Raw genomic sequence first — 17,863 nt, forward strand, 5'->3', positions numbered from 1 at the left:
CCCGGCCTGCCGCGTTCCACATCACCGCCGCTCCACCGTCGCGCCACCGCCGCTCCACCGTCGCGCCACCGCCGCTCCACCGTCGCGCCACCGCCGCGAACCGGGGACACGGGCGCCGACCGAGGCCAGGGCACCACGAACCGGGCGATCTCGCGAGGGCGTGATTCCGGCTCGTCCGGTCGCCCGTGCGGCGGGGCTAATCCCGGCGTAGTAGTTCGGGTCGGGCGTTGATCCCGGTGCGGTAGCGGCAGATGCCTTCCCCTGGGGGACGCCCCCCGGCACTGACCGGACGACGATTGCCGGCGTCGGTGCCCGACTCGCCACCCGCTGAGGAGAATCATGTTCCTGCGTATCGCGCTCACCGCGCAGACCGTCGCCCTGCTCCTCCAGGCGGTCACCGCCGGGCTGCTGCTGGCCTCGCCCGGCGGCCGGACGGCGCACGGCGCCACAGCCGTCGTCGTGGCGGTCACCGTGCTGCTCCATCTGGTCGCCGCACTGGTGACGCGGCGGTCGAGCGACATCGTTCCGGCCGTCGGCATGCTCGCGGCGACCCTGGCGCAGATGGCGCTGGGCATGGCGCACATGAAGACCCTGCATGTGCCGCTCGGCGTGCTGATGTTCGGCGTGAGCATGTTCCGGCTGAGCCAGACCTGGTCCGTGCGCCGCACGGGGACGGCCTCGGCATGACGATGACCAGACGGCAGGCGCTGCGGCTGCTCGGCGTGGGCGCGGCGCTGAGCGTGCCGGGCTGCTCGCTGCTCGGCCGGACCCCGCTGCCGAGGCTCCTGACGAGCGGCGCGCCGCTGCCCAGGCCGTACACGGTGCCGCTGCCGCTGCCCGCGGTCGCCAAGCCGTACCGGACCGACGCGAGCACCGACTACTACGAGCTCGTGCAGCAGCAGGCCGAGGTGGAGATCCTGCCCGGCCTGCGCACCCCGATCTGGGGGTACGACGGACAGTTCCCCGGACCGACCATCCGGGCGCGCAGCGGCCGCAGGACCGTGGTGCGCGTCACCAACCGCCTGGGCGCGCCGACCGTCACGCACCTGCACGGGGGCCACACCCCGCCGGAGTCCGACGGCTACCCCACCGACCTGGTCCAGCCGGGCACCCACCGCGACCACGTCTTCCCGCTGGAGCAGCGCGCGGCCACGCTCTGGTACCACGACCACCGCATGGACCACACCGGGCCGCAGGTCTGGCGCGGCTTGGCCGGGTTCTTCCTGGTCGGCGACGACCAGGAAGAGGCGCTGCCGCTGCCGTCGGGCGAGCGGGACGTCCCGCTGCTGATCTGCGACCGGTCCTTCGCCGCCGACGGCACCATGCCCTACCCGGCCCGGCCCGACGGGCCCGGAGCCAGGGAGGCGTTCATGGGCGGCGTGCTCGGCGATGTCGTCCTGGTCAACGGCGCGCCCTGGCCGCAGCTCGCGGTGGACCGCGCCCGCTACCGGCTGCGGCTGCTCAACGGCTCCAACGCCCGCACCTACGAGCTGGCCCTCTCGCCCGGCGGCAGCCTGGTGCGCATCGGCAGCGACGGCGGCCTGCTGGCCGCGCCGCGGCCCGTCGACCGGGTACGGCTCGCGCCGGGCGAGCGGGCGGACGTGATCGTCGACTTCGCCGCCTACCGGGTGGGCGACCAGGTCGAACTGCGCAACCTCGCCGACGAGGGGGCCCAGGCCCGGGTGATGCGCTTCACCGTCGAGCGGAACGTCCGCGACGACTCGGCCATCCCGACGACGCTGTCACGGGTCGAACCGCTCGACCCGGCCAAGGCAGCGGCGACCCGCGACTTCGAGTTCACCAGCGGCGACATGCACGGCCACACCGGCTGGCTGATCAACGGCAAGCCCTTCGACGCCCGCCGCGTCGATGCCAGGCCGAAGCTCGGCCAGGTGGAGATCTGGCGGCTGACCAGCGACGTCGCCCACCCGGTGCACCTGCACCTGTCGCCGTTCCAGGTGCTGTCGGCCGGCGGCGAGCGCCCGAGCGGGCCACCGGAATGGAAGGACACCGTCGAGCTGCGGGAGGCGCAGACCGTGGAGATCATCACCCGCTTCACCGGCTACCGGGGCCGGTACGTCATGCACTGCCACAACCTCGAGCACGAGGACATGGCCATGATGAGCACGTTCGAGGTGGTCTGATGCCCGGCGGGCCGCCGCCCGCTACACCATGACCGTCGTGACCAGGAAGGACAGGACCTTGCGGATCGAGGTCCACCTGTGCGCCCGGCTCGCCTCCGACGGGCGGGTCCGTCGCGTCGACTCGATCACCAGGACCGTGACCTGACCCGCGGGAGATCACGCGCTCGCGGCGGCCGGCGGACTCGGGCCTGGCAGGGGCGGCGGGCCGGCGCGTAAGGTGCCCGAATGATCGGGATACCGGAGGCGTTCGCGCGGAGCACCGTCGAGCGTGAAGGAGAGGCCGGCGCGGCGTGGCTCGCCGAACTGCCCAGCATCGTGGACAGGCTCCTGGAACGCTGGGGGTGCGCGCCTGACGGCCAGGTCCTGCACGGGGGCGTCGGGGTCATCGTCCCGGTGCGGCGGCGGGACGAGCGGACCGCTGTGCTGAAGGTGTCATTTCCGCATCCCGGCAACGTCCATGAGCCGGACGCGTTCGCGGCGTGGGGCGGGCGCGGAGCCGTTCTGCTGCACGAGCGCGACGACGAGCGTTTCGCCATGCTGCTCGAGCGGGTCCGGACCTCGACGCTGGCGGAGGTCGACGACGGTGACGAGGTCGTGACGGTCGCCGGGCGGCTCAGCCGCCGGCTGGCCGTCCCCGCGCCGCCTGGCCTGCCCCGGCTGAGGGAGCAGGCCGACGCCTGGGAGGAGCAGCTGGGCAAGGACGCCGAGGAGCTGACGCACACACTGTCGCGTCGCGTGGTGGACACCGCCGTGGCGACCGTCCGCGAGCTGGGCCGGGTCCAGCCGGACGTCCTCATCCACGGCGATCTCCACGCCGGGAACATCCTGCGCGCCGACCGCGAGCCCTGGCTGGCCGTCGACCCCAAGGGGTACGTGGGAGATCCCGCCTACGACGGCGGCACGCTGCTCAAGTCGCGCGCGCTGACGTTCCTCGACGCGGACGACGTGCGCAAGGCTGTCGTCCGCACCCTGGACGTCTTCGCCGAGGCCGCCGAGCTCGATCGCGAACGCGTTCGGCGGTGGGCCCAGTTCCATGCCGTCCAGGCCGCGTTCTGGGGCCGCCGGCACGGATTCCGTATCGCCCGCGGTGGATCATGGCTGGACCGGCTCACCGAGTTCGCGGACCGTATGGCGGAGTTGCTCACGGACCGCTCGCCATGAGGGGGCCGAGGGCGGCGCCGCCATGACTCGGCCCCCCGATCAGCAGGAGTCCGTCACCGCTCAGGTCGTTTTCTGCCCGTCGAGCGTCTCGCGCAGGATGTCGGCGTGCCCGGCGTGCTGGGCGGTCTCGGCGATGACGTGCATCAGCACCCCGCGCACGCTGCGCACCGCTCCCGGCTCGTTCCAGGGCGCCTCCGGCAGCGGGTGCGTCGCCGACAGGTCGGGGACGGCGGCGACGATCTCCGCGCTGCGGGCGGCGACCCGCTCGTAACGCGCGAGGATCCCGGCCAGCGTCTCGCCGGGCAGCATCCGGAAGTCGTTCTGGTGGTCGATCGCCCACTGCGGGACCTCGCGTGCGGTGCCGGACGCGAGGTCGGCCCAGGTGACACCGTCAGGCAGGTCGTAGGGCATCGCCGACGGGCCCTCGGTCGCGAAGCGCATCCAGTTCTCCTCCATGGAGGCGACGTGCTTGATCAGCCCGCCCAGGCACAGCTCGCTGACCGTCGGGCGCCGGCCCAGCTGCTCGTCGCTGAGCCCGCGGACGGTGTTGGTCAGGGCGGCCCGCGCGGTCGCGAGCGCGGCGAGCAGGTCGCCCCGCTCGGCGTCGAGGGTCGAGGGAGGCGTGGTGGTGGCGTTCACGGCGTTCGGGCCTTTCGGATGGTTGTCGTTGAGTGGCACGCGACTACAGTCGCAGAGGAAGCGGACAGAGAGTGGCCGCTTCTCGCGGCACCATGGGGTTCATGCCGAAGACTTCAGCGCGGCTGCTGGCGTTGCTCTCGCTGCTCCAGGTGCGCAGGGACTGGCCGGGTGCGCTGCTGGCCGAGCGGCTGGACATCAGCCCGCGCACCGTCCGCCGTGATGTCGACCGCCTGCGCGAGCTGGGCTACCCCATCGTGGCGACCAAGGGCCCCGACGGCGGGTACCGGCTCGACGCCGGCACGGAGCTGCCTCCCCTGCTGTTCGACGACGAGCAGGCCGTCGCTCTGGCCGTCGCGCTCCAGATCGCCACCACCGCCGGCGCCGGCATCGAGGAAGCGGCGGCGCGCGCGCTGAACACCGTCCGGCAGGTCATGCCCGTACGGCTGCGCCGCCGGATCGACACCCTGCGGGTCACCGCCGTCGAACGGCCCGCGGGCCCGCCGTACCCACAGGTCGACAGCAGCGTGCTCGTGGCGCTCAGCGCCGCCGTCCACGCCCGCGAGGTGCTGCGCTTCGACTACCGGCACGGGCCGGACGACACCGGCGACCAGACCCCGCCGCGCCGGGCGCAACCCCATCACCTCGTCACCTGGGACGGGTGCTGGTACCTCGTCGCCTGGGACCTCGACCGCGAGGACTGGCGCACCTTCCGCGCCGACCGGATCACCCCGCGCACCCCTACCGGGCCCCGCTTCACCCCGCGCGAGCTGCCCGGAGGTGATGTGGCGGCCTTCGTGGCCGACAGGTTCCGGGGCTCCGACGGCTCGGGCGACTGGCCCTGCCGCGGCGAGGTGATCCTCGACCTCCCCGCCGCCGCCGTGTCCCGCTACACCCGCGACGGCGTCGTCGAGGAGCTCGGCCCGGACCGCTGCCGGCTCGTCCTGGGCTCGTGGTCGTGGCCCGGCCTGGCCGCCACCATCGGCAGGTTCGACGCCGACATCGAGGTGGTCGGCCCGGCCGAGCTCAAGGACGCCTTCGCGCACCTGGCCCGCCGCTACGCCAACGCCGCGACCGACGCGACCGACGCGACCGGCGGGCCATACCCGAGCCCATGAGCCGAGCGCCCTCGACCACGGTTCGGAACGGCGGGCGGCAGCGGCGGCGCGTCCGGCACGCCCATCGGGCAGCGGGCGTCAGGCGGCCGTCCAGGGCCGGAGCTTCTCGGGGTTCCGAACCGCCCAGAAGCGCTTGATCCGGTCACCCACGACGTCGAACGCCATCACCACCACGGTGACGCCGTCGTGCTGGGCCACCAGCCCGGGCTGGCCGTTGACCGTACGCTCCAGGATCGTCAGGCCGGGTACCAGGTCGGCGATGTCGACCAACGTGCGGGCGATCCGCTCGCTGCCTTCGACCGGGTGGAGAACGGCGCTGACCAGGCCGCCGCCGTCGGCGATCCCCGTCGCGTCGGGCGCGAGGAGGCCGACGAGAGCGCCGATGTCCTTGGCCTCCCATGCGTGCTTGAAGTCCCTGACGATGCCGGCCTGCCGGGCCGCAGGAGCCGCGGGCGCCTGCGAGACGCGGATGCGGCGGCGGGCCGAGGAGGCCAGCTGGCGGCAGGCCGCCGGCGTACGGCCGACGATCTCGGCCACCTCGGCGAAGGAGTAGCGGAAGACGTCGTGCAGGATGAACGCGACGCGCTCGGCCGGGGTCATCGCCTCGAGCACGACGAGGAAGGCCATGTTGACCGACTCGTCGAGCGTGACCCGGTCGGCAGGGTCGGCCGTGCTGCCGCCCGACCGCCCGTCGATCCACTCCGTACGGTCGGGCAGCGGCTCGGGGATCCATTCGCCCACGTAACTCTCCCGCCGGGCCCGTGCCGAGCCGAGCAGGTCCAGGCAGACGCGGCTGGCGACCCTCGTCAGCCAGGCGCCGGGGGACTCGATGGCCTCCTGCTGCCGGCGGGACATGGCGTACCAGCGGGCGTAGGTCTCCTGGACGACGTCCTCGGCATCGGCCAGCGAGCCGAGAAGCCGGTAGGCGAGATTGATCAGCTGACGCCGCTCCCTCGTGATCGCGCTCAGGCTCGGATCGAGCCGGCCGTCCGCCGGATCGGATGGGGTGGTCATGGTGTCCCCGACTTTCCTTTGTCGCATCTGCCCTCACCAGTACGACGAGACATCACCCCGGAATGTGAGGTCGGCGCGTCGCCTCACATTCCGCGGGGTTGTGTCGTCGTACTGCTGAAACGAACACCATGACGACCCGTCGAAGTCCGGCGTCGCGCTGACGATAGGGGCGAGGAGCATCCAGACCCGCAACCGGCAGCGCGACGACCAGCTGCGCGGCAAATGGCCGGCGCCGAGCACGACCCGCGGGGTGACGTCCGGATCGCCTTCACGGGGAGCGCCACGATCAACCGCAAGGACTGGGGGGTGAACTGGAACGCCGCGACAGGGGTCCTGATCAGCGACAAGGTGACGCTGGAGTTCGACGTCACCGCGATCCGGCGGTCCTCCTGACGAGGTCGGCCCCGTCGACCAGCGTGCCGATCGCGCGGTGAGCGATGCCCCAGCCGGGACGCGTCACCGGGACGGCCCGCTCAACCAGATCTGGTTGAGCGGGAAGAAGAGCGCCAGCAGCGTGAGGTTCAGACAGATCACCACGAAGGAGAGCACCCTGGGCCGCTGAACACCCGTTCGCCGCCAGGCGAGCACCAGGGCGGACGCCAGGACGAGCGCCAGCAGCAGGTGCGCGCCGTACCACCAGGCGATCGGCAGCTCTCCCACGATCCTCCCGGCGTACAGGTCGTCGGTCAGGGCGTAGCCGACGACCAGGTTGAGCGCGCCCAGCCCCAGCAGCGCCACCCCGGGCAGCATCTGGCGGAGCGTACGGCTGAGCAGCGCGCGCAGGACGATCCCCACCAGGAAGATCAACGACGCCCACTGGTGGAGGTGCCGCATGAACAGGCCGCCCCGGACGTCGAAACTGAGCCGCAGCGTCGAGGCATAGGCTCCGCTCATCTCGATGCCGAGCAGCGGCGCGAAGGAGCCGTCGTAGATCACCCGCTCGCCGGGGGTGTAGAAGAACGCGAGGAAGGCGCCGGTGAGCAGGACGATCATGAAGCTGTAGACGAGCATCTCGTCCACCAGCGTCTTCTGGAGTCTCATTCGACCTAGTTCACCACTCTGCGGGCGTGATGATCTCATGGGTACGCGCCTCGCGCTTGCGACGCTCGCGGCGCAGCCACTCGGCCGCGCCGTCAGCGCCGCGCGAGCAGGACAGGCAGCCCCGGCGGGAGGCGCCCACGAGGCCCCAGGAGACGCGAACTCCTGACATCGCTCAGCGGGCGCGAATGCCGTCGAAGACCAGGTCGAGGAGGCGTGCGGTGGTGTCAGGTTCCGTGGCTGCCTCGTCGAGCCAGGCGACGGCCGTCGCCAGGCGGATGAGTTCGGCCCCGGTGAGATCGCCGCGTACCTGACCGAGCTCTCGCGCGCGTGCGACGAGGTCCGCGGCCACCTGCTCGACGGCCTGGCAGCGTGCGCCCAGCGGGCTGCCGACGTGCTCGGAGGCGCGCGCGAACCGAGCGGCGAGCCCTTGGTGCCGGGTGATGTGCCGCACGAGCGCGGCGACCCATCGCCGGAGGAAGTCCGGTTCGGGCGGGCTGGTGTCCAGCAGGTCGGCGGCCAGGTTCGCCAGCCCGTCCAGGCTCTCGCCGACGATCTCCGCGATCAGGGCGTCCTTGTTCGGGAAGTGACGCCACAGCGTGCCAGGCCCGACTCCCGCCCGCCTGGCCACGTCGTTCATCGCCGCCGCGTCCGCCCCCACCTCGTCGAACAGCGCGCTCGCCGCCTCGATCAGCCGCGCCCGGTTACGGCGTGCGTCCGTGCGCACAGCCGCATGCGGCCTGCTCCCCTCAGCGGCTTCGCGACTCATCTCGCACCCTCCCTGGTCGTACCGGAGCGGCACTCCGTATTATCTGGAGCGCCACTCCGAATTCTATGAGGGAGGTCACCCTTGACGTCACCCATGCCCGCGATCGGCACGGTAGGACTGTGGGTTTCCGGAATCGATCTGCGCCCGGCAGCCGAGTCCGCCGCGATCGCGGCGGAGATCGAAACGCTCGGCTACGGCGCGCTATGGCTCAGTGAAGGACTCGTTCGCGACCCGTTCATGGAGGTGTCCACGCTGCTGGCGGCCACCAGGTCACTGGTGGTGGGAACAGGCATCGCGGTGATCTGGGGCCGCCACCCCCGCAACGTCCGGCTGCAGACGCGCTCCCTGCTCGACACCCATCCCGGTCGGTTCGTCCTCGGCCTGGGCACCTCGCACGCGCGCCTGGTCGAGGGCGTGCTGGGCCTGCGTTACGAACGCCCCCTGTCGGCGCTGCGCGAGCACCTCGACCGCCTGGACGAGCCGGATCCCATCCTCGACCTGGCCGGGCTCGGCGGTGCCGCGGCACCCACGGCACCCCGGGTTCTCGCCGCACTGGGCCCCAAAGCCCTCATCCTGGCCAGAGACCGGGCCGCGGGCGCGTTCTCCTATCTCGTGACGCCGGAACACACCGCCGACGCCCGTGCCGTGCTCGGGCCCGATCGAACGTTGATCGTCGAACAGGCGGTCGTCGCGGGGTTGCCCGCCGACGAGGCACGGGCGAGGGCGCGCGGCCACATCGCGACTTACCTCGCCGCCGAGCCGTACCGGGCCAGCTGGCGGCGGCTCGGGTTCGACGACACCGACTTCGCCGACGGTGGCAGCGACCGCCTCGTCGACTCCCTCGTGGCCACAGGCGAAGACATGATCGCCGAGAGGATCAACGCCCACCTGGCGGCGGGCGCCGACCACGTATGCCTCCAGGCGCTCCCCTCCGACCCGCGCACCGCCCCACTGGACCAGTGGCGGGACCTCGCCCACCTCCTGCCGTCTCTCGAACGCGGGCGGTCCGGGGCGAGCCATGCCGAACGGCATGCTTGACCGCTTTCATCCCCCCATGAGGCCGGCTTCGGCCAGGAGACCAAGGGTCACTGCGGCCAGTTCGCGATGATCTCGGGCTTGATGGCGTCGACGTGGCACCGGAAGGTCTTGCGCAGGCCCAGGTCGTGGAGGCAGACCCGCACGTCCACCCGGTCGATCTCTCCGTCCGACGTGAGCTGGAAGGAGCTCTTGGCCGAGCAGGTCGAGCGGGGCAGGCTCCATCCGGTGCCGCCGCCCACGTAGTGGAAGCGGGCACGAATGGAGGCGCAGTGGCCGCGGTGCGAATCGCGGTCGTCAAGCTTGCCGTACACGGCGAACGTCTCGGCGCTGAAGTCGGTGATCCACACATCGGCCTCGGCGTGGCCCGAGTGTCCCGCCGCCGACCTGACGGGGCCCCAGTGGATGGGGGAGGTGGCGGCGGCCTGCGCCGAGGCCGGGACGCCCGCGCCGATCACGAAGGCCAGCAGTCCACCGATGACATGTGTCTTTCTCATGGCCAGGACGGTAGACCACGCCACTTGGAGAGATCTTGCAAGCGGCTGGGGCCCGCCGACCGATGTCCTGAGCGCGATCTCCCGCGCCTCGAAACCGTCCGACCCACGAGCGCGGGCGCTCGGCCCCGGAAAACCGCCCTACTTCGCGATCGCCTCGCGTACGGAGGGGACGATCTCCTGGGCCCAGCGGGCCAGCTGGGTGGGGTCCGGGGCGCCGTGGCCGGCGGAGAAGAGCGTGAAGCCCGACGCGCCGTGCTCCAGCACGGCTCCGGTCAGTTCCTCGACCCATTGGGCGACGGAGCCGCCGATCCAGCGGCCGTCGCCGTCGCGGGTGGCGGGCAGCGGCCGGTCGGTGATGCGTCCGGGGAAGTTGAAGACCGTGCGGATCTCGCTCGGATCGCGGCCGGCGGACGCCGCCGCCTCGTCGATGATCGGCCGGGAGGCCCGGTAGCGTTCGCTGAGCCAGTCGGCCGCGTGGCCGGGGATCCAGCCGTCGGCCACGCGGCCGGTGGCGGCCAGGGATTTCGGGCCGACCGATCCGGTCCACACGGGAGGCGCGGCGACGGGAGCGGGCTCGATCTGGTTCACCTGGTAGTGATCGCCCTGGTAGGTGACCGGAGGGCCGCCGCCCGACAGCAGCTTGACCAGGACGATCGCCTCCTCGAAGGCGTCCACGGCGTCGCCGGCCGCCAGCCGCGGCACTCCCATGTCGGCGATGCGATCCCACAGCCCGCCGGCGCCCATGCCGAGCACGATCCGGCCACCGGACAGCGCCGACAGCGACGTCACCGTCCTGGCCAGCATGGCAGGAGGCCGGGTCGGCAGATTGGTGACGTTGGCGAAGCCGGCGATGTGCTGCGTACGCCCGAGGATGAAGCCGAGCGCGGCGTAGGCGTCCAGGCGCCCGCCGATGTAGGGATGGTCCGACAGGGTGAAGATGTCGAGCCCGTCCCGGTCGGCCTGCTGGACGACGCGCAGCAGCTCGGGAATGTCGTCGATGCCCGGATGCGTGCCGAAGCCGAAGACGACGTTGTGTGCGGACAAGGTTCTGCCTTTCGTGCGAATGGAGATGTTCACCAGGCGTACGCTTCCGGCGCGGGTTTGGCGCCGTTCGGCCCGGGTGGCGGGAACAGCTCGTCCAGCCTGGCGAGCGTGGCCTCGTCGAGGGTGATCGCCAGGGCCCTGAGCGAGCCGTTGAGCTGCTCGACCGTGCGCGGCCCGACGATCGGCCCGGTCACGCCGTCCTGCGCCAGCAACCATGCCAGAGCGACGTCGGCCGGGTCCTCACCGAGGCGGGCGCACATCTTCTCGTACGCCTCGATCGTTTCCCTGTGCTTGGCCAGGGTCTGGACCGATCGCCCGGAGTCGCCGCGGGAGGCGCCGCCCTCCTTCCGCTTGCGCAGGACGCCGCCGAGCACTCCGCCGTGCAGAGGCGACCACGGGATCAGGCCGAGCCCGTAGTGCCGCGCCGCGGGCAGTACCTCCAGCTCGGCCCAGCGGTTCAGCAGGTTGTAGATGGACTGCTCGGCGACCAGGCCGAGCAGGTGCCGGGCGCGCGCCGCCTCCTGTGCCAGGGCGAGGTGCCAGCCGGCGAAGTTGGAGGAGCCGAAGTAGAGCACCTTGCCCTGCTGGCGCAGGACGCTGAAGGCCTCCCAGATCTCCTCCCACGGCGTGTTCCTATCGATGTGGTGCATCTGGTACACGTCGATGTGGTCGGTGCCCAACCGCTGGAGCGAGGCGTCGCACGCGCGCTTGATGTGCAGCGCGGACAGGCGGCTGTCGTTGGGCCACTCGCCTGTCGGGAGGTAGAGCTTGGTGGCCAGGACGGTCCTGTCGCGCCTGCCGCCTCCCGTGGCGAACCAGCGGCCGATGATCTCCTCGGTGCGACCTCCGCCGTACACGTCGGCGGTGTCGAAGAAGTTGATGCCGTGCTCATGCGCACGGTCCATGATCGTGTGACTGTCCTGTTCGGAGGTTTCCGTCCCGAAGTTCATCGTGCCCAGGATGAGCCGGGACACGGACAGGCCGCTGCGGCCCAGCTGGGTGTAGTCCATGTCAGGCGGCGCCGAACTGCTCGGTGAAGCGGCCGGTGAACAGATCGGCCCCCTTGTACGCCGAGACGGTCTCGGCCGGGACGACGACCGGCCCGTCGGGGCTGGGCAACTGGCCGACACCCTGGCGCGGGCCGAGGGGCAGCAGGATCATGGGGTGGGGCAGCGGCCGGTAGGTGGCCGCCGGCTGCTCGCCGCGCAGCTGGGCGATGATGTTCTGGGCCACCACCTCGGCGTGCTGCATCGCGTATCCGGCCATCTTGGCCTCGGCGACGTCGGTGATGTCGCCGATCGCGTAGACGCGGTCGTACCCGCGGACGTTGAGGGTCTCGGTGACCGGCACCTGACCCTGCGGCGAACGTGTCGTCAGCTCGCCGTCGGCGAGGTAGTCGCTGTTGACGCGCGCGCCGTGCGCGCGGAACCAGATGTCGGCGGTGATCTCCTCCCCGCCCGTCGTGGCGACAGTGAACGTCGCCGCCTGGCCTGGCTCGGTCGCCGGAGGCGCGGTCAGGCCGGTGCCCAGCCGCAGGTGGACCGCCAGCTCGTCGAGCTGGCGGCGCAGCTCCGCGCGCATCTCCGCGGGGAAGGCGGGCAGCAGCTGCTCGGCCGGGTCGAGGATGGTCACGTGCTTGTGCGGCCAAACCTCCTTGATCTCGCCGGCCAGCTCCAGGCCGACCGGCCCGGCGCCGAGGATCAGCACCCGCTCGGAACCCGCCAGCTCCTTGTGGGTCCGGAGCAGGTCGTCCAGGACCTCGCCGGTGGAGTCGGCGTTGGGCTTGGCCGGATAGGTGTAGCTGGAGCCAGTGGCCAGGACCAGATAGTCGGCCTCGATTCGCCGGCCTGAGGCCAGGGTGACACCGCCGGGGTCCGCCGAGACCGCCCGGTCGCGGACCACCGTGCCGCGCCTGAGCCACTGGTCGTAGGGGAAGAACATGTTGTGCGCCCAGTCGGGCTGAGTCAGCGCCCGCAGCGAACCGGCCGAGTTGATGAACGCGTCACGGGGATCGATGAGGACGACGTCGGCCTCCGCGTCCAGCGCCTTGGCGACCGCGGAACCACCGTAACCTCCACCGATGACCACGACTGTACGGCTCATGATTCACACTCCAACACGAAAAAGGGGTTGAGTTCGTGTCACGAACAATATTAGTTCGTGGCACGAACTGCAACTCCCTCTCTCGTTCAGCGGGTGTGATCCGGTTCCATGAAGACGGTGGGAACCTTGTTGTCCGCCACGATGCGACCGAGCAGGGCGGCGAGCGTGTCGCGCTCCGGCGGGGCGAACCCCGAGGTCAGCTCCTCGACGCGGCGGCACGTCTCGGTGTAGAACTCATCGGCCAACTGGGCGCCCCGCCTGGTGAGCGCCACCCTCACCGCACGGGAGTCCTGAGGGTCGGGGTTGCGCTGGACCAGGCCGTTGCGCTCGCTGCGATCCACCAGGCCGGTCAGGCTCGACTTGGCCAGGCCGAGGACCGCGCCCAGCTCGGTCATGCCGTACGGCTGCGCCATCAAGACGCACAACAGCTGGCCCTGCTGCTGGGTGAGGCCGTACTCGCGGGCGGAATCTGCGTACACGGCATTCACCAGGAACGTGGACCGCACCAGTGCGGCCACCGCTCCGATCTGTCCGTCAACATGCTTGCTCACCGGCCCAGACTAACAAATTCGCGGAACGAACTACCGTTTCCCGGCATGGCCTCATGAGAAGCCGCGTGCGGAACGCCCGTCTGTCTGCCCGACTCGACGAAGTCGCGCACGGCGGCTGTGCCGCGTTCGACGATGTACGGGCCGCGCACGCCGGCCCCGCCTGAGACGCCCGCTTATGCGGGTGCGCGCCTCAGCCATGTCCAGCCTCGTCGCGGGCCGATTGACTACAGGCATGACGACGAACAACACCATCCTGGTTCTCGGAGCTACCGGCAAGACGGGCCGCCGCGTGGCGGACCGGCTGAAGGCGGCGGGCCACGACGTGCGCGCCGGCTCCCGCCCCGCCTTCGACTGGGAGGACGCCGGCACCTGGGCGCCGATCGTGCGCGACGTCCACGCCGTCTACATCACCTACTACCCCGACCTGGCCTTCCCCGGCGCCCTCGACCGCGTCCGCGAGTTCACCGCGCTGGCCGTACGGTCCGGCGTGCGCCGCCTGGTGCTGCTGTCCGGCCGTAACGAGGAGCTGGCCCAGCAGGCCGAGCAGGTCGTGCTGGGCTCCGGCGTCGAGGCCACGGTCGTGCGCTGCAGCTGGTTCATGCAGAACTTCAGCGAGGGCTGGCTGCTCGACCCGGTGCTGAGCGGCACGATCGCGCTGCCCGCCGGCGACGTGACCGAGCCCTTCGTGGACGTCGAGGACATCGCCGACGTGGCCACCGCCGCCCTCGTCGAGGACGGGCACGCAGGGAAGGTCTACGAGCTCACGGGCCCGCGCCTGCTCTCCTTCGCCGAGGCCGCCGCGGAGATCTCCGCCGCCGCCGGGCGCGAGGTCGGCTACGCGCCGGTCACCCCGGAGGAGTTCGCCGAGGGGGCACGCGCGGCGGGCGTCCCCGAGGACGAGATCGCCGGCCTCAACGCGCTGTTCGCCGAGGTGCTCGACGGCCGCAACGAGAGCCTCGCCGACGGCGTACGGCAGGCGCTGGGCCGGCCCGCCCGCGACTTCACCGAGTACGCCAAGGAAGCGGCCACCGCCTGGCGCGCCTGACCCGCACCGGCGACCAGCGAACCCGGCCCGCCGGCCAAGCCCCCCGGTCCCCCGGCGGGCCGGCCAGGGGCGCGGGCGAAGGCGCGGCCGGAGGCGCGGGCGGAGGCGCGGGCGGAGGCGCGGGCGGAGGCGCGGGCGGAGGCGCGGGCGGAGGCGCGGGCGGAGGCGCGGGCGCGATGCGATGCGGCTCACGCGCCGGCGAGTGCTTGCGTGGGGGCCAGGCGGGCGGCGCGGATCGCCGGGTACAGGCCCGCGACGACGCCGATGAGCAGCGTGGCCGCGAGCCCGCCGCCACTCGCCCACCCGGGTACCACGGCGGGCCATGTCCGCGTGGCCGCGTACCCGGCCGTCACGGCGACGCCGGCCAGCACGCCGCCCAGGCCGCCGACCGCGGACAGCAGCAGCGACTCCGCCACGAACTGCAGCCTGATCTGCCCGCGGGTCGCGCCGAGGGAGCGGCGCAGGCCGATCTCGGCGCGGCGTTCGAGCACCGAGATGACCATCGTGTTGGCCACGCCGACACCGCCGACCAGCAGGGCCACGGCGCCCAGGCCGAGCAGCAGGCCGGTGAAGGCGCGGTCGGTGGCCTGGCGGGCCGCCAGCGCGTCCGACGGCCTGGACACCTTGACCTCGTTGGGCGCTTGCGGGTTGGCGGTGGCCGCGAGCACTGCCCGTACCGCTTCGACGGCCGTGTCGGCGGTGCGGGTGTAGACGGTCGTCGGGTGCCCGTCGAAGCCCAGGTAGGAGCGTGCGGCGGGCCAGCCGACCAGCGCCGCCGAGTCCAGTTCGGCGGCCAGCGGGGCGGGATCGAGGATGCCGACGACGGTGAACCATCGGCGGCCGAGGTAGACCTGGACGTCGGCGCCCGCGGCCCCGATGCCCAGCCTGGCGGCCGCGGTCGCGCCCAGCACCACGGCGGGATAGCGGGCCGTCGCAGCGTTGAGCCAGGTGCCGCTGGCGACGGTGGCGGCCACGGTGGCGGGGAGGCCGAGGTGCGCGGCCTGCACCGAGATGCCGCCGCTGCGGGCCGCGGGAATCCTGTCGTTGCGGTAGACGCGCGTCTCGGACAGCTTCCCCGTGGCGGCCACCTGCTCCACGGGCCCGATCCTGGCGATCATGGCGACGGACTCGGCGGGAAGCGTGGCGTCCTTGCCGAACAGGGTGTTGCCGGGAGCCACGGTCAGCAGGTTGGTGCCGAGCGCGGCCAGCGTGCGGTCCAGTTCGGCGCGGCTGGACGACGAGATGCCCACCACGGCGGTCATCGCGGCGATGCCGATCGCGATGCCGAGTGCCGACAGGAACGCCCGCAGCGGCCTGGTGCGCAGGCCGGTGCCGCCGACGCGCAGCACGTCGCCGGGGCGCAGCCGGGCGGGAACGAGCCGTGCCGCCATTCAGACCACCGCCCCGTCGCGCATGGCGATCCGCCGCGGCAGCCCGGCCGCGATGTCCTTGTCGTGGGTGATGACCACCACCGTGGTTCCGGCGGCGTGCAGGTCACGCAGCAGCGCCATCACGCCCGCGCCCGAGGCCGAGTCGAGGTTGCCGGTGGGCTCGTCGGCGAGCAGCAGGGCGGGCTCGCCGACCACGGCCCTGGCCACGGCGACGCGCTGCCGTTCGCCGCCGGACAGCTCGTTCGGCAGGTGGCCGAGCCGATGGCCGAGGCCCACCCGGGCCAGAGCAGCCTCGGCCCTGTGCCGGCGCTCCTTGACCGGCACCCCGGCGTACAGCAGGCCGTCGGCGACGTTGTCCAGGACCGGCTGCCCGGGAGCGAGGTGGAACTGCTGGAAGACGAACCCGATCCGGCGTGCGCGCAGCGCCGACAGCTGCCGGTCCGACAGCGTGGCCACGTCATGACCGTCGATGCGGACGGTGCCCGCCGAGGGCCGGTCCAGGGTGCCGATGAGGTGGAGCATGGTGGACTTGCCGGACCCCGAAGGACCCACGATCGCGACCAGCTCGCCGTACCCGACGGACAGGGTCACGCCGCGCAGTGCCGCGACACCGCCCGGGTACGCCTTGGTGACGTCGGCGAGCTCGACCACGCCGCTCATGCCGGCATCCCCACCGTCACGCCCTCGCTGATGCCGTCGCCGGTCACCTCGACCCGGCCGGCGGCGAACAGTCCGGTCCGCACCGGCACCGTCCGCGTGGTCCCGCCGGCCACCACCTGCACGCCGTAGCCGCCTTCGGCCAGGGCCAGCAGCGCGGCCACGGGCACGGTCAGCACGCTCTCGCGCTTCGAGGCGGAGAAGGCGACGTCCACGGACGCCCGGTCGAGGGTCGGCAGCTTCTTCCTGTTCTGGATCGTGATGGTGACGTCGATGCGGGTCGTGGGCTCGTCGGACCCGTTGCCGCCGGTGTCGATCACCGTCTCGGTCGTGGCGATCCTGCCGCGGGCCTTCCCGCCGTCCGGCAGCGTGACGTTCACGGTGGCGCCCTTGCCGGCCAGCCGCTGCTCGGACACGTCCAGCTGGACGGTGACCACGCGCGAGGTCCCGGTGTAGGTGAGCACCCCTGCTCCGGGCTGGACGGCGTCGCCCGCGGCGGCCTTGTGGGCGTCGACGCGCACCGCTCCCTTCGCGTAGACGACGCGGCCCAGCTCCACCGTTCCGGTCCGCGGCAGGCCGAGGTCGTCCTGCCACTCCATCACCGCCGCGGCGGTGGCGGCGGAGTAGGTGTCGTCCACGGTGAATCCGCGGTAGCCCAGCGCGTGCAGGTTCTGCTCGAACCGCCTGACGTCCGCGCCCTCGACCCCCGCCGAGAGCGCGCGGTAGGCGGGCAGCGTGCCGTACAGGAGGACGACGGGGGTGTCGTCGAGGCGGTAGACCGCCTGGCCGCGCCTGATTCTCGTGCCGGTGGCGGGCAGGCGGGTCACGGTGCCGGACAGCCTGCTGTTCACGGTCGTCGCGGCGCCGTAGCCCAGCTCGCCGTTCTCGGTCTGGCTGTCGACGAGCGTCTGCCTGGTCACCTTCGCCGTGACCGGCGGCAGGCCGCCGGCGCTCCGGCCGCTTCGGTCGCCGCCCTGAGCCGGCCCGTCGAGCACGAGATCGGTGGCCGCCGGTACGGCGACGGCCAGCGCCGCCGCCGTCACGACCACCACGCCGAAGGCCCGCCAGAGCCGGGGACGACCGGCCCTGGTCACCCGTTCGTCCCGAGGGTGGGCGCGTCGGAGGGGCCTCCGGACGGCGGCGCGGGACGCAGTCCGGCGCACTTCTGCTGGGCCGCCTGCACCTTGGGGTCGTCCGGGTCCAGCCCGCTGCCGGGGCCGATCTGGAAGCCGCCGCTCGCGTCCGGGTCGGGGAACCTCTCGACGCCGTTGTCTCGCATGCACTGCGCGAAGGCGCGCTGCTGCTCCACCACCCGCGGGTCGGCCTTGGCCGCCTCGCCGCCGTCGGGCAGGTGCCGTCTGCACTGCTCGGTCGCCGCCTGCGCCTTCTGCGGGTCGACACCCTGCGGGAGCCTGATCTCGACCCGCCCGTTGTCCTGCGGGTCTGGCATGTCGACGCCGTGCTCCCGCATGCACTGGGCGAACGCCAGACCGCCGGTGTCCGACCGGGCAGCCGCGGCGGTGGCGGTCGCGGTGGCGGTCGCGGTGGCGGCCGACGTGCCGGCGGTCGCCACCCGGGCGCCGCTGTCGCCCTGCCCGCATCCGGCCATGCTCAGGGTCAGCAGCAGGCCGAGCACGAATCCTGTCCTGATACGCATCCT

The 17,863-nt window shown here is 72.4% G+C and carries 20 protein-coding genes; 7 read left to right on the forward strand and 13 right to left on the reverse strand.

What is annotated here, in order from left to right:
- Positions 1–339: 339 nt before the first annotated feature.
- From ABZX22_RS11230 to ABZX22_RS11240, 3 genes are all read left to right on the forward strand, one after another.
- Entirely contained in the window at positions 340–687 is a 348-nt protein-coding gene (locus ABZX22_RS11230; protein WP_354907540.1) for a hypothetical protein, read from the forward strand.
- Positions 684–2,144 (forward strand): multicopper oxidase domain-containing protein, encoded by a 1,461-nt coding sequence (locus ABZX22_RS11235; protein ID WP_354907542.1) that lies wholly within the window; start codon positions 684–686, stop codon positions 2,142–2,144. Before ABZX22_RS11230 ends, ABZX22_RS11235 begins: the two co-directional genes overlap by 4 nt.
- A gap of 225 nt (positions 2,145–2,369) precedes the next feature.
- The gene (locus ABZX22_RS11240; protein WP_354907543.1) at positions 2,370–3,305 is read left to right on the forward strand and encodes an aminoglycoside phosphotransferase family protein; all 936 of its coding nucleotides are present in this window, start codon (positions 2,370–2,372) and stop codon (positions 3,303–3,305) included.
- A gap of 60 nt (positions 3,306–3,365) precedes the next feature.
- Here ABZX22_RS11240 and ABZX22_RS11245 read toward each other — a convergent pair whose 3' ends face one another.
- Positions 3,366–3,983 carry a DinB family protein gene (locus ABZX22_RS11245; RefSeq protein WP_354907544.1) on the reverse strand — a complete coding sequence of 206 codons (618 nt, stop codon included), beginning with the start codon at positions 3,981–3,983 and terminating at the stop codon, positions 3,366–3,368.
- A 62-nt stretch (positions 3,984–4,045) separates the two neighbouring features.
- Between ABZX22_RS11245 and ABZX22_RS11250 the strand changes: the two genes are divergently transcribed.
- Positions 4,046–5,059 (forward strand): WYL domain-containing protein, encoded by a 1,014-nt coding sequence (locus ABZX22_RS11250; protein ID WP_354907546.1) that lies wholly within the window; start codon positions 4,046–4,048, stop codon positions 5,057–5,059.
- 78 nt (positions 5,060–5,137) lie between these two features.
- Here the strand turns inward: ABZX22_RS11250 and sigJ are convergent, their stop codons facing one another.
- Positions 5,138–6,073, reverse strand: coding sequence for an RNA polymerase sigma factor SigJ (sigJ, locus tag ABZX22_RS11255; protein WP_354907547.1), 936 nt, complete (start codon positions 6,071–6,073; stop codon positions 5,138–5,140).
- Between the two features lie 222 nt (positions 6,074–6,295).
- Here sigJ and ABZX22_RS11260 point away from each other — a divergent pair, with 222 nt between their 5' ends.
- Positions 6,296–6,466, forward strand: a complete 171-nt coding sequence (locus tag ABZX22_RS11260) for a YceI family protein (protein WP_354907548.1) — start codon at positions 6,296–6,298, stop codon at positions 6,464–6,466.
- A gap of 63 nt (positions 6,467–6,529) precedes the next feature.
- Here ABZX22_RS11260 and ABZX22_RS11265 read toward each other — a convergent pair whose 3' ends face one another.
- Both ABZX22_RS11265 and ABZX22_RS11270 read right to left on the reverse strand, forming a co-directional pair.
- On the reverse strand, positions 6,530–7,114 hold the full coding sequence (locus tag ABZX22_RS11265) for a hypothetical protein (RefSeq protein ID WP_354907550.1): 585 nt from the start codon (positions 7,112–7,114) through the stop codon (positions 6,530–6,532).
- A gap of 172 nt (positions 7,115–7,286) precedes the next feature.
- Complete coding sequence (locus ABZX22_RS11270; RefSeq protein ID WP_354907552.1) at positions 7,287–7,838, reverse strand: helix-turn-helix domain-containing protein; 552 nt, start codon at positions 7,836–7,838, stop codon at positions 7,287–7,289.
- A gap of 123 nt (positions 7,839–7,961) precedes the next feature.
- Here ABZX22_RS11270 and ABZX22_RS11275 point away from each other — a divergent pair, with 123 nt between their 5' ends.
- A complete protein-coding gene (locus ABZX22_RS11275; RefSeq protein WP_354907553.1) occupies positions 7,962–8,918 on the forward strand; it encodes a TIGR03620 family F420-dependent LLM class oxidoreductase in 957 nt (318 codons plus the stop codon).
- A 47-nt stretch (positions 8,919–8,965) separates the two neighbouring features.
- On the opposite strand, the gene ABZX22_RS11280 is transcribed toward ABZX22_RS11275, so the two are convergent.
- The 5 genes from ABZX22_RS11280 to ABZX22_RS11300 form a co-directional block, all read right to left on the reverse strand.
- The gene (locus ABZX22_RS11280; RefSeq protein WP_354907555.1) at positions 8,966–9,412 is read right to left on the reverse strand and encodes a hypothetical protein; all 447 of its coding nucleotides are present in this window, start codon (positions 9,410–9,412) and stop codon (positions 8,966–8,968) included.
- A gap of 138 nt (positions 9,413–9,550) precedes the next feature.
- Positions 9,551–10,456 carry an LLM class flavin-dependent oxidoreductase gene (locus tag ABZX22_RS11285; RefSeq protein ID WP_354907556.1) on the reverse strand — a complete coding sequence of 302 codons (906 nt, stop codon included), beginning with the start codon at positions 10,454–10,456 and terminating at the stop codon, positions 9,551–9,553.
- Positions 10,457–10,485: 29 nt separating this feature from the next.
- Positions 10,486–11,466 carry an aldo/keto reductase gene (locus tag ABZX22_RS11290; RefSeq protein WP_354907558.1) on the reverse strand — a complete coding sequence of 327 codons (981 nt, stop codon included), beginning with the start codon at positions 11,464–11,466 and terminating at the stop codon, positions 10,486–10,488.
- A gap of 1 nt (position 11,467) precedes the next feature.
- Positions 11,468–12,559, reverse strand: a complete 1,092-nt coding sequence (locus tag ABZX22_RS11295) for an FAD-dependent oxidoreductase (RefSeq protein WP_354907560.1) — start codon at positions 12,557–12,559, stop codon at positions 11,468–11,470.
- Positions 12,560–12,645: 86 nt separating this feature from the next.
- Entirely contained in the window at positions 12,646–13,110 is a 465-nt protein-coding gene (locus tag ABZX22_RS11300) for a MarR family transcriptional regulator (RefSeq protein ID WP_354907562.1), read from the reverse strand.
- Between the two features lie 232 nt (positions 13,111–13,342).
- Here ABZX22_RS11300 and ABZX22_RS11305 point away from each other — a divergent pair, with 232 nt between their 5' ends.
- Positions 13,343–14,155, forward strand: coding sequence for an NmrA family transcriptional regulator (locus ABZX22_RS11305; protein ID WP_354907564.1), 813 nt, complete (start codon positions 13,343–13,345; stop codon positions 14,153–14,155).
- A 188-nt stretch (positions 14,156–14,343) separates the two neighbouring features.
- Here the strand turns inward: ABZX22_RS11305 and ABZX22_RS11310 are convergent, their stop codons facing one another.
- From ABZX22_RS11310 to ABZX22_RS11325, 4 genes are read right to left on the reverse strand one after another with little or no spacing between them, the layout of a single operon-like run.
- Entirely contained in the window at positions 14,344–15,546 is a 1,203-nt protein-coding gene (locus tag ABZX22_RS11310) for an ABC transporter permease (RefSeq protein ID WP_354907566.1), read from the reverse strand.
- Positions 15,547–16,206: an ABC transporter ATP-binding protein gene (locus ABZX22_RS11315; RefSeq protein WP_354907568.1), complete on the reverse strand. Its 660-nt coding sequence runs from the start codon at positions 16,204–16,206 to the stop codon at positions 15,547–15,549.
- Entirely contained in the window at positions 16,203–17,297 is a 1,095-nt protein-coding gene (locus ABZX22_RS11320) for a peptidoglycan-binding domain-containing protein (protein WP_354907570.1), read from the reverse strand. The genes ABZX22_RS11315 and ABZX22_RS11320 overlap by 4 nt, the downstream gene beginning before the upstream one ends.
- Positions 17,294–17,860, reverse strand: coding sequence for a hypothetical protein (locus ABZX22_RS11325; protein ID WP_354907571.1), 567 nt, complete (start codon positions 17,858–17,860; stop codon positions 17,294–17,296). Before ABZX22_RS11325 ends, ABZX22_RS11320 begins: the two co-directional genes overlap by 4 nt.
- Between the last annotated feature and the right edge of the window lie 3 nt (positions 17,861–17,863).

The sequence above is a fragment of the Nonomuraea sp. NPDC003804 genome (assembly GCF_040610675.1).
In the GTDB taxonomy this organism is placed as follows: Bacteria; Actinomycetota; Actinomycetes; order Streptosporangiales; family Streptosporangiaceae; genus Nonomuraea.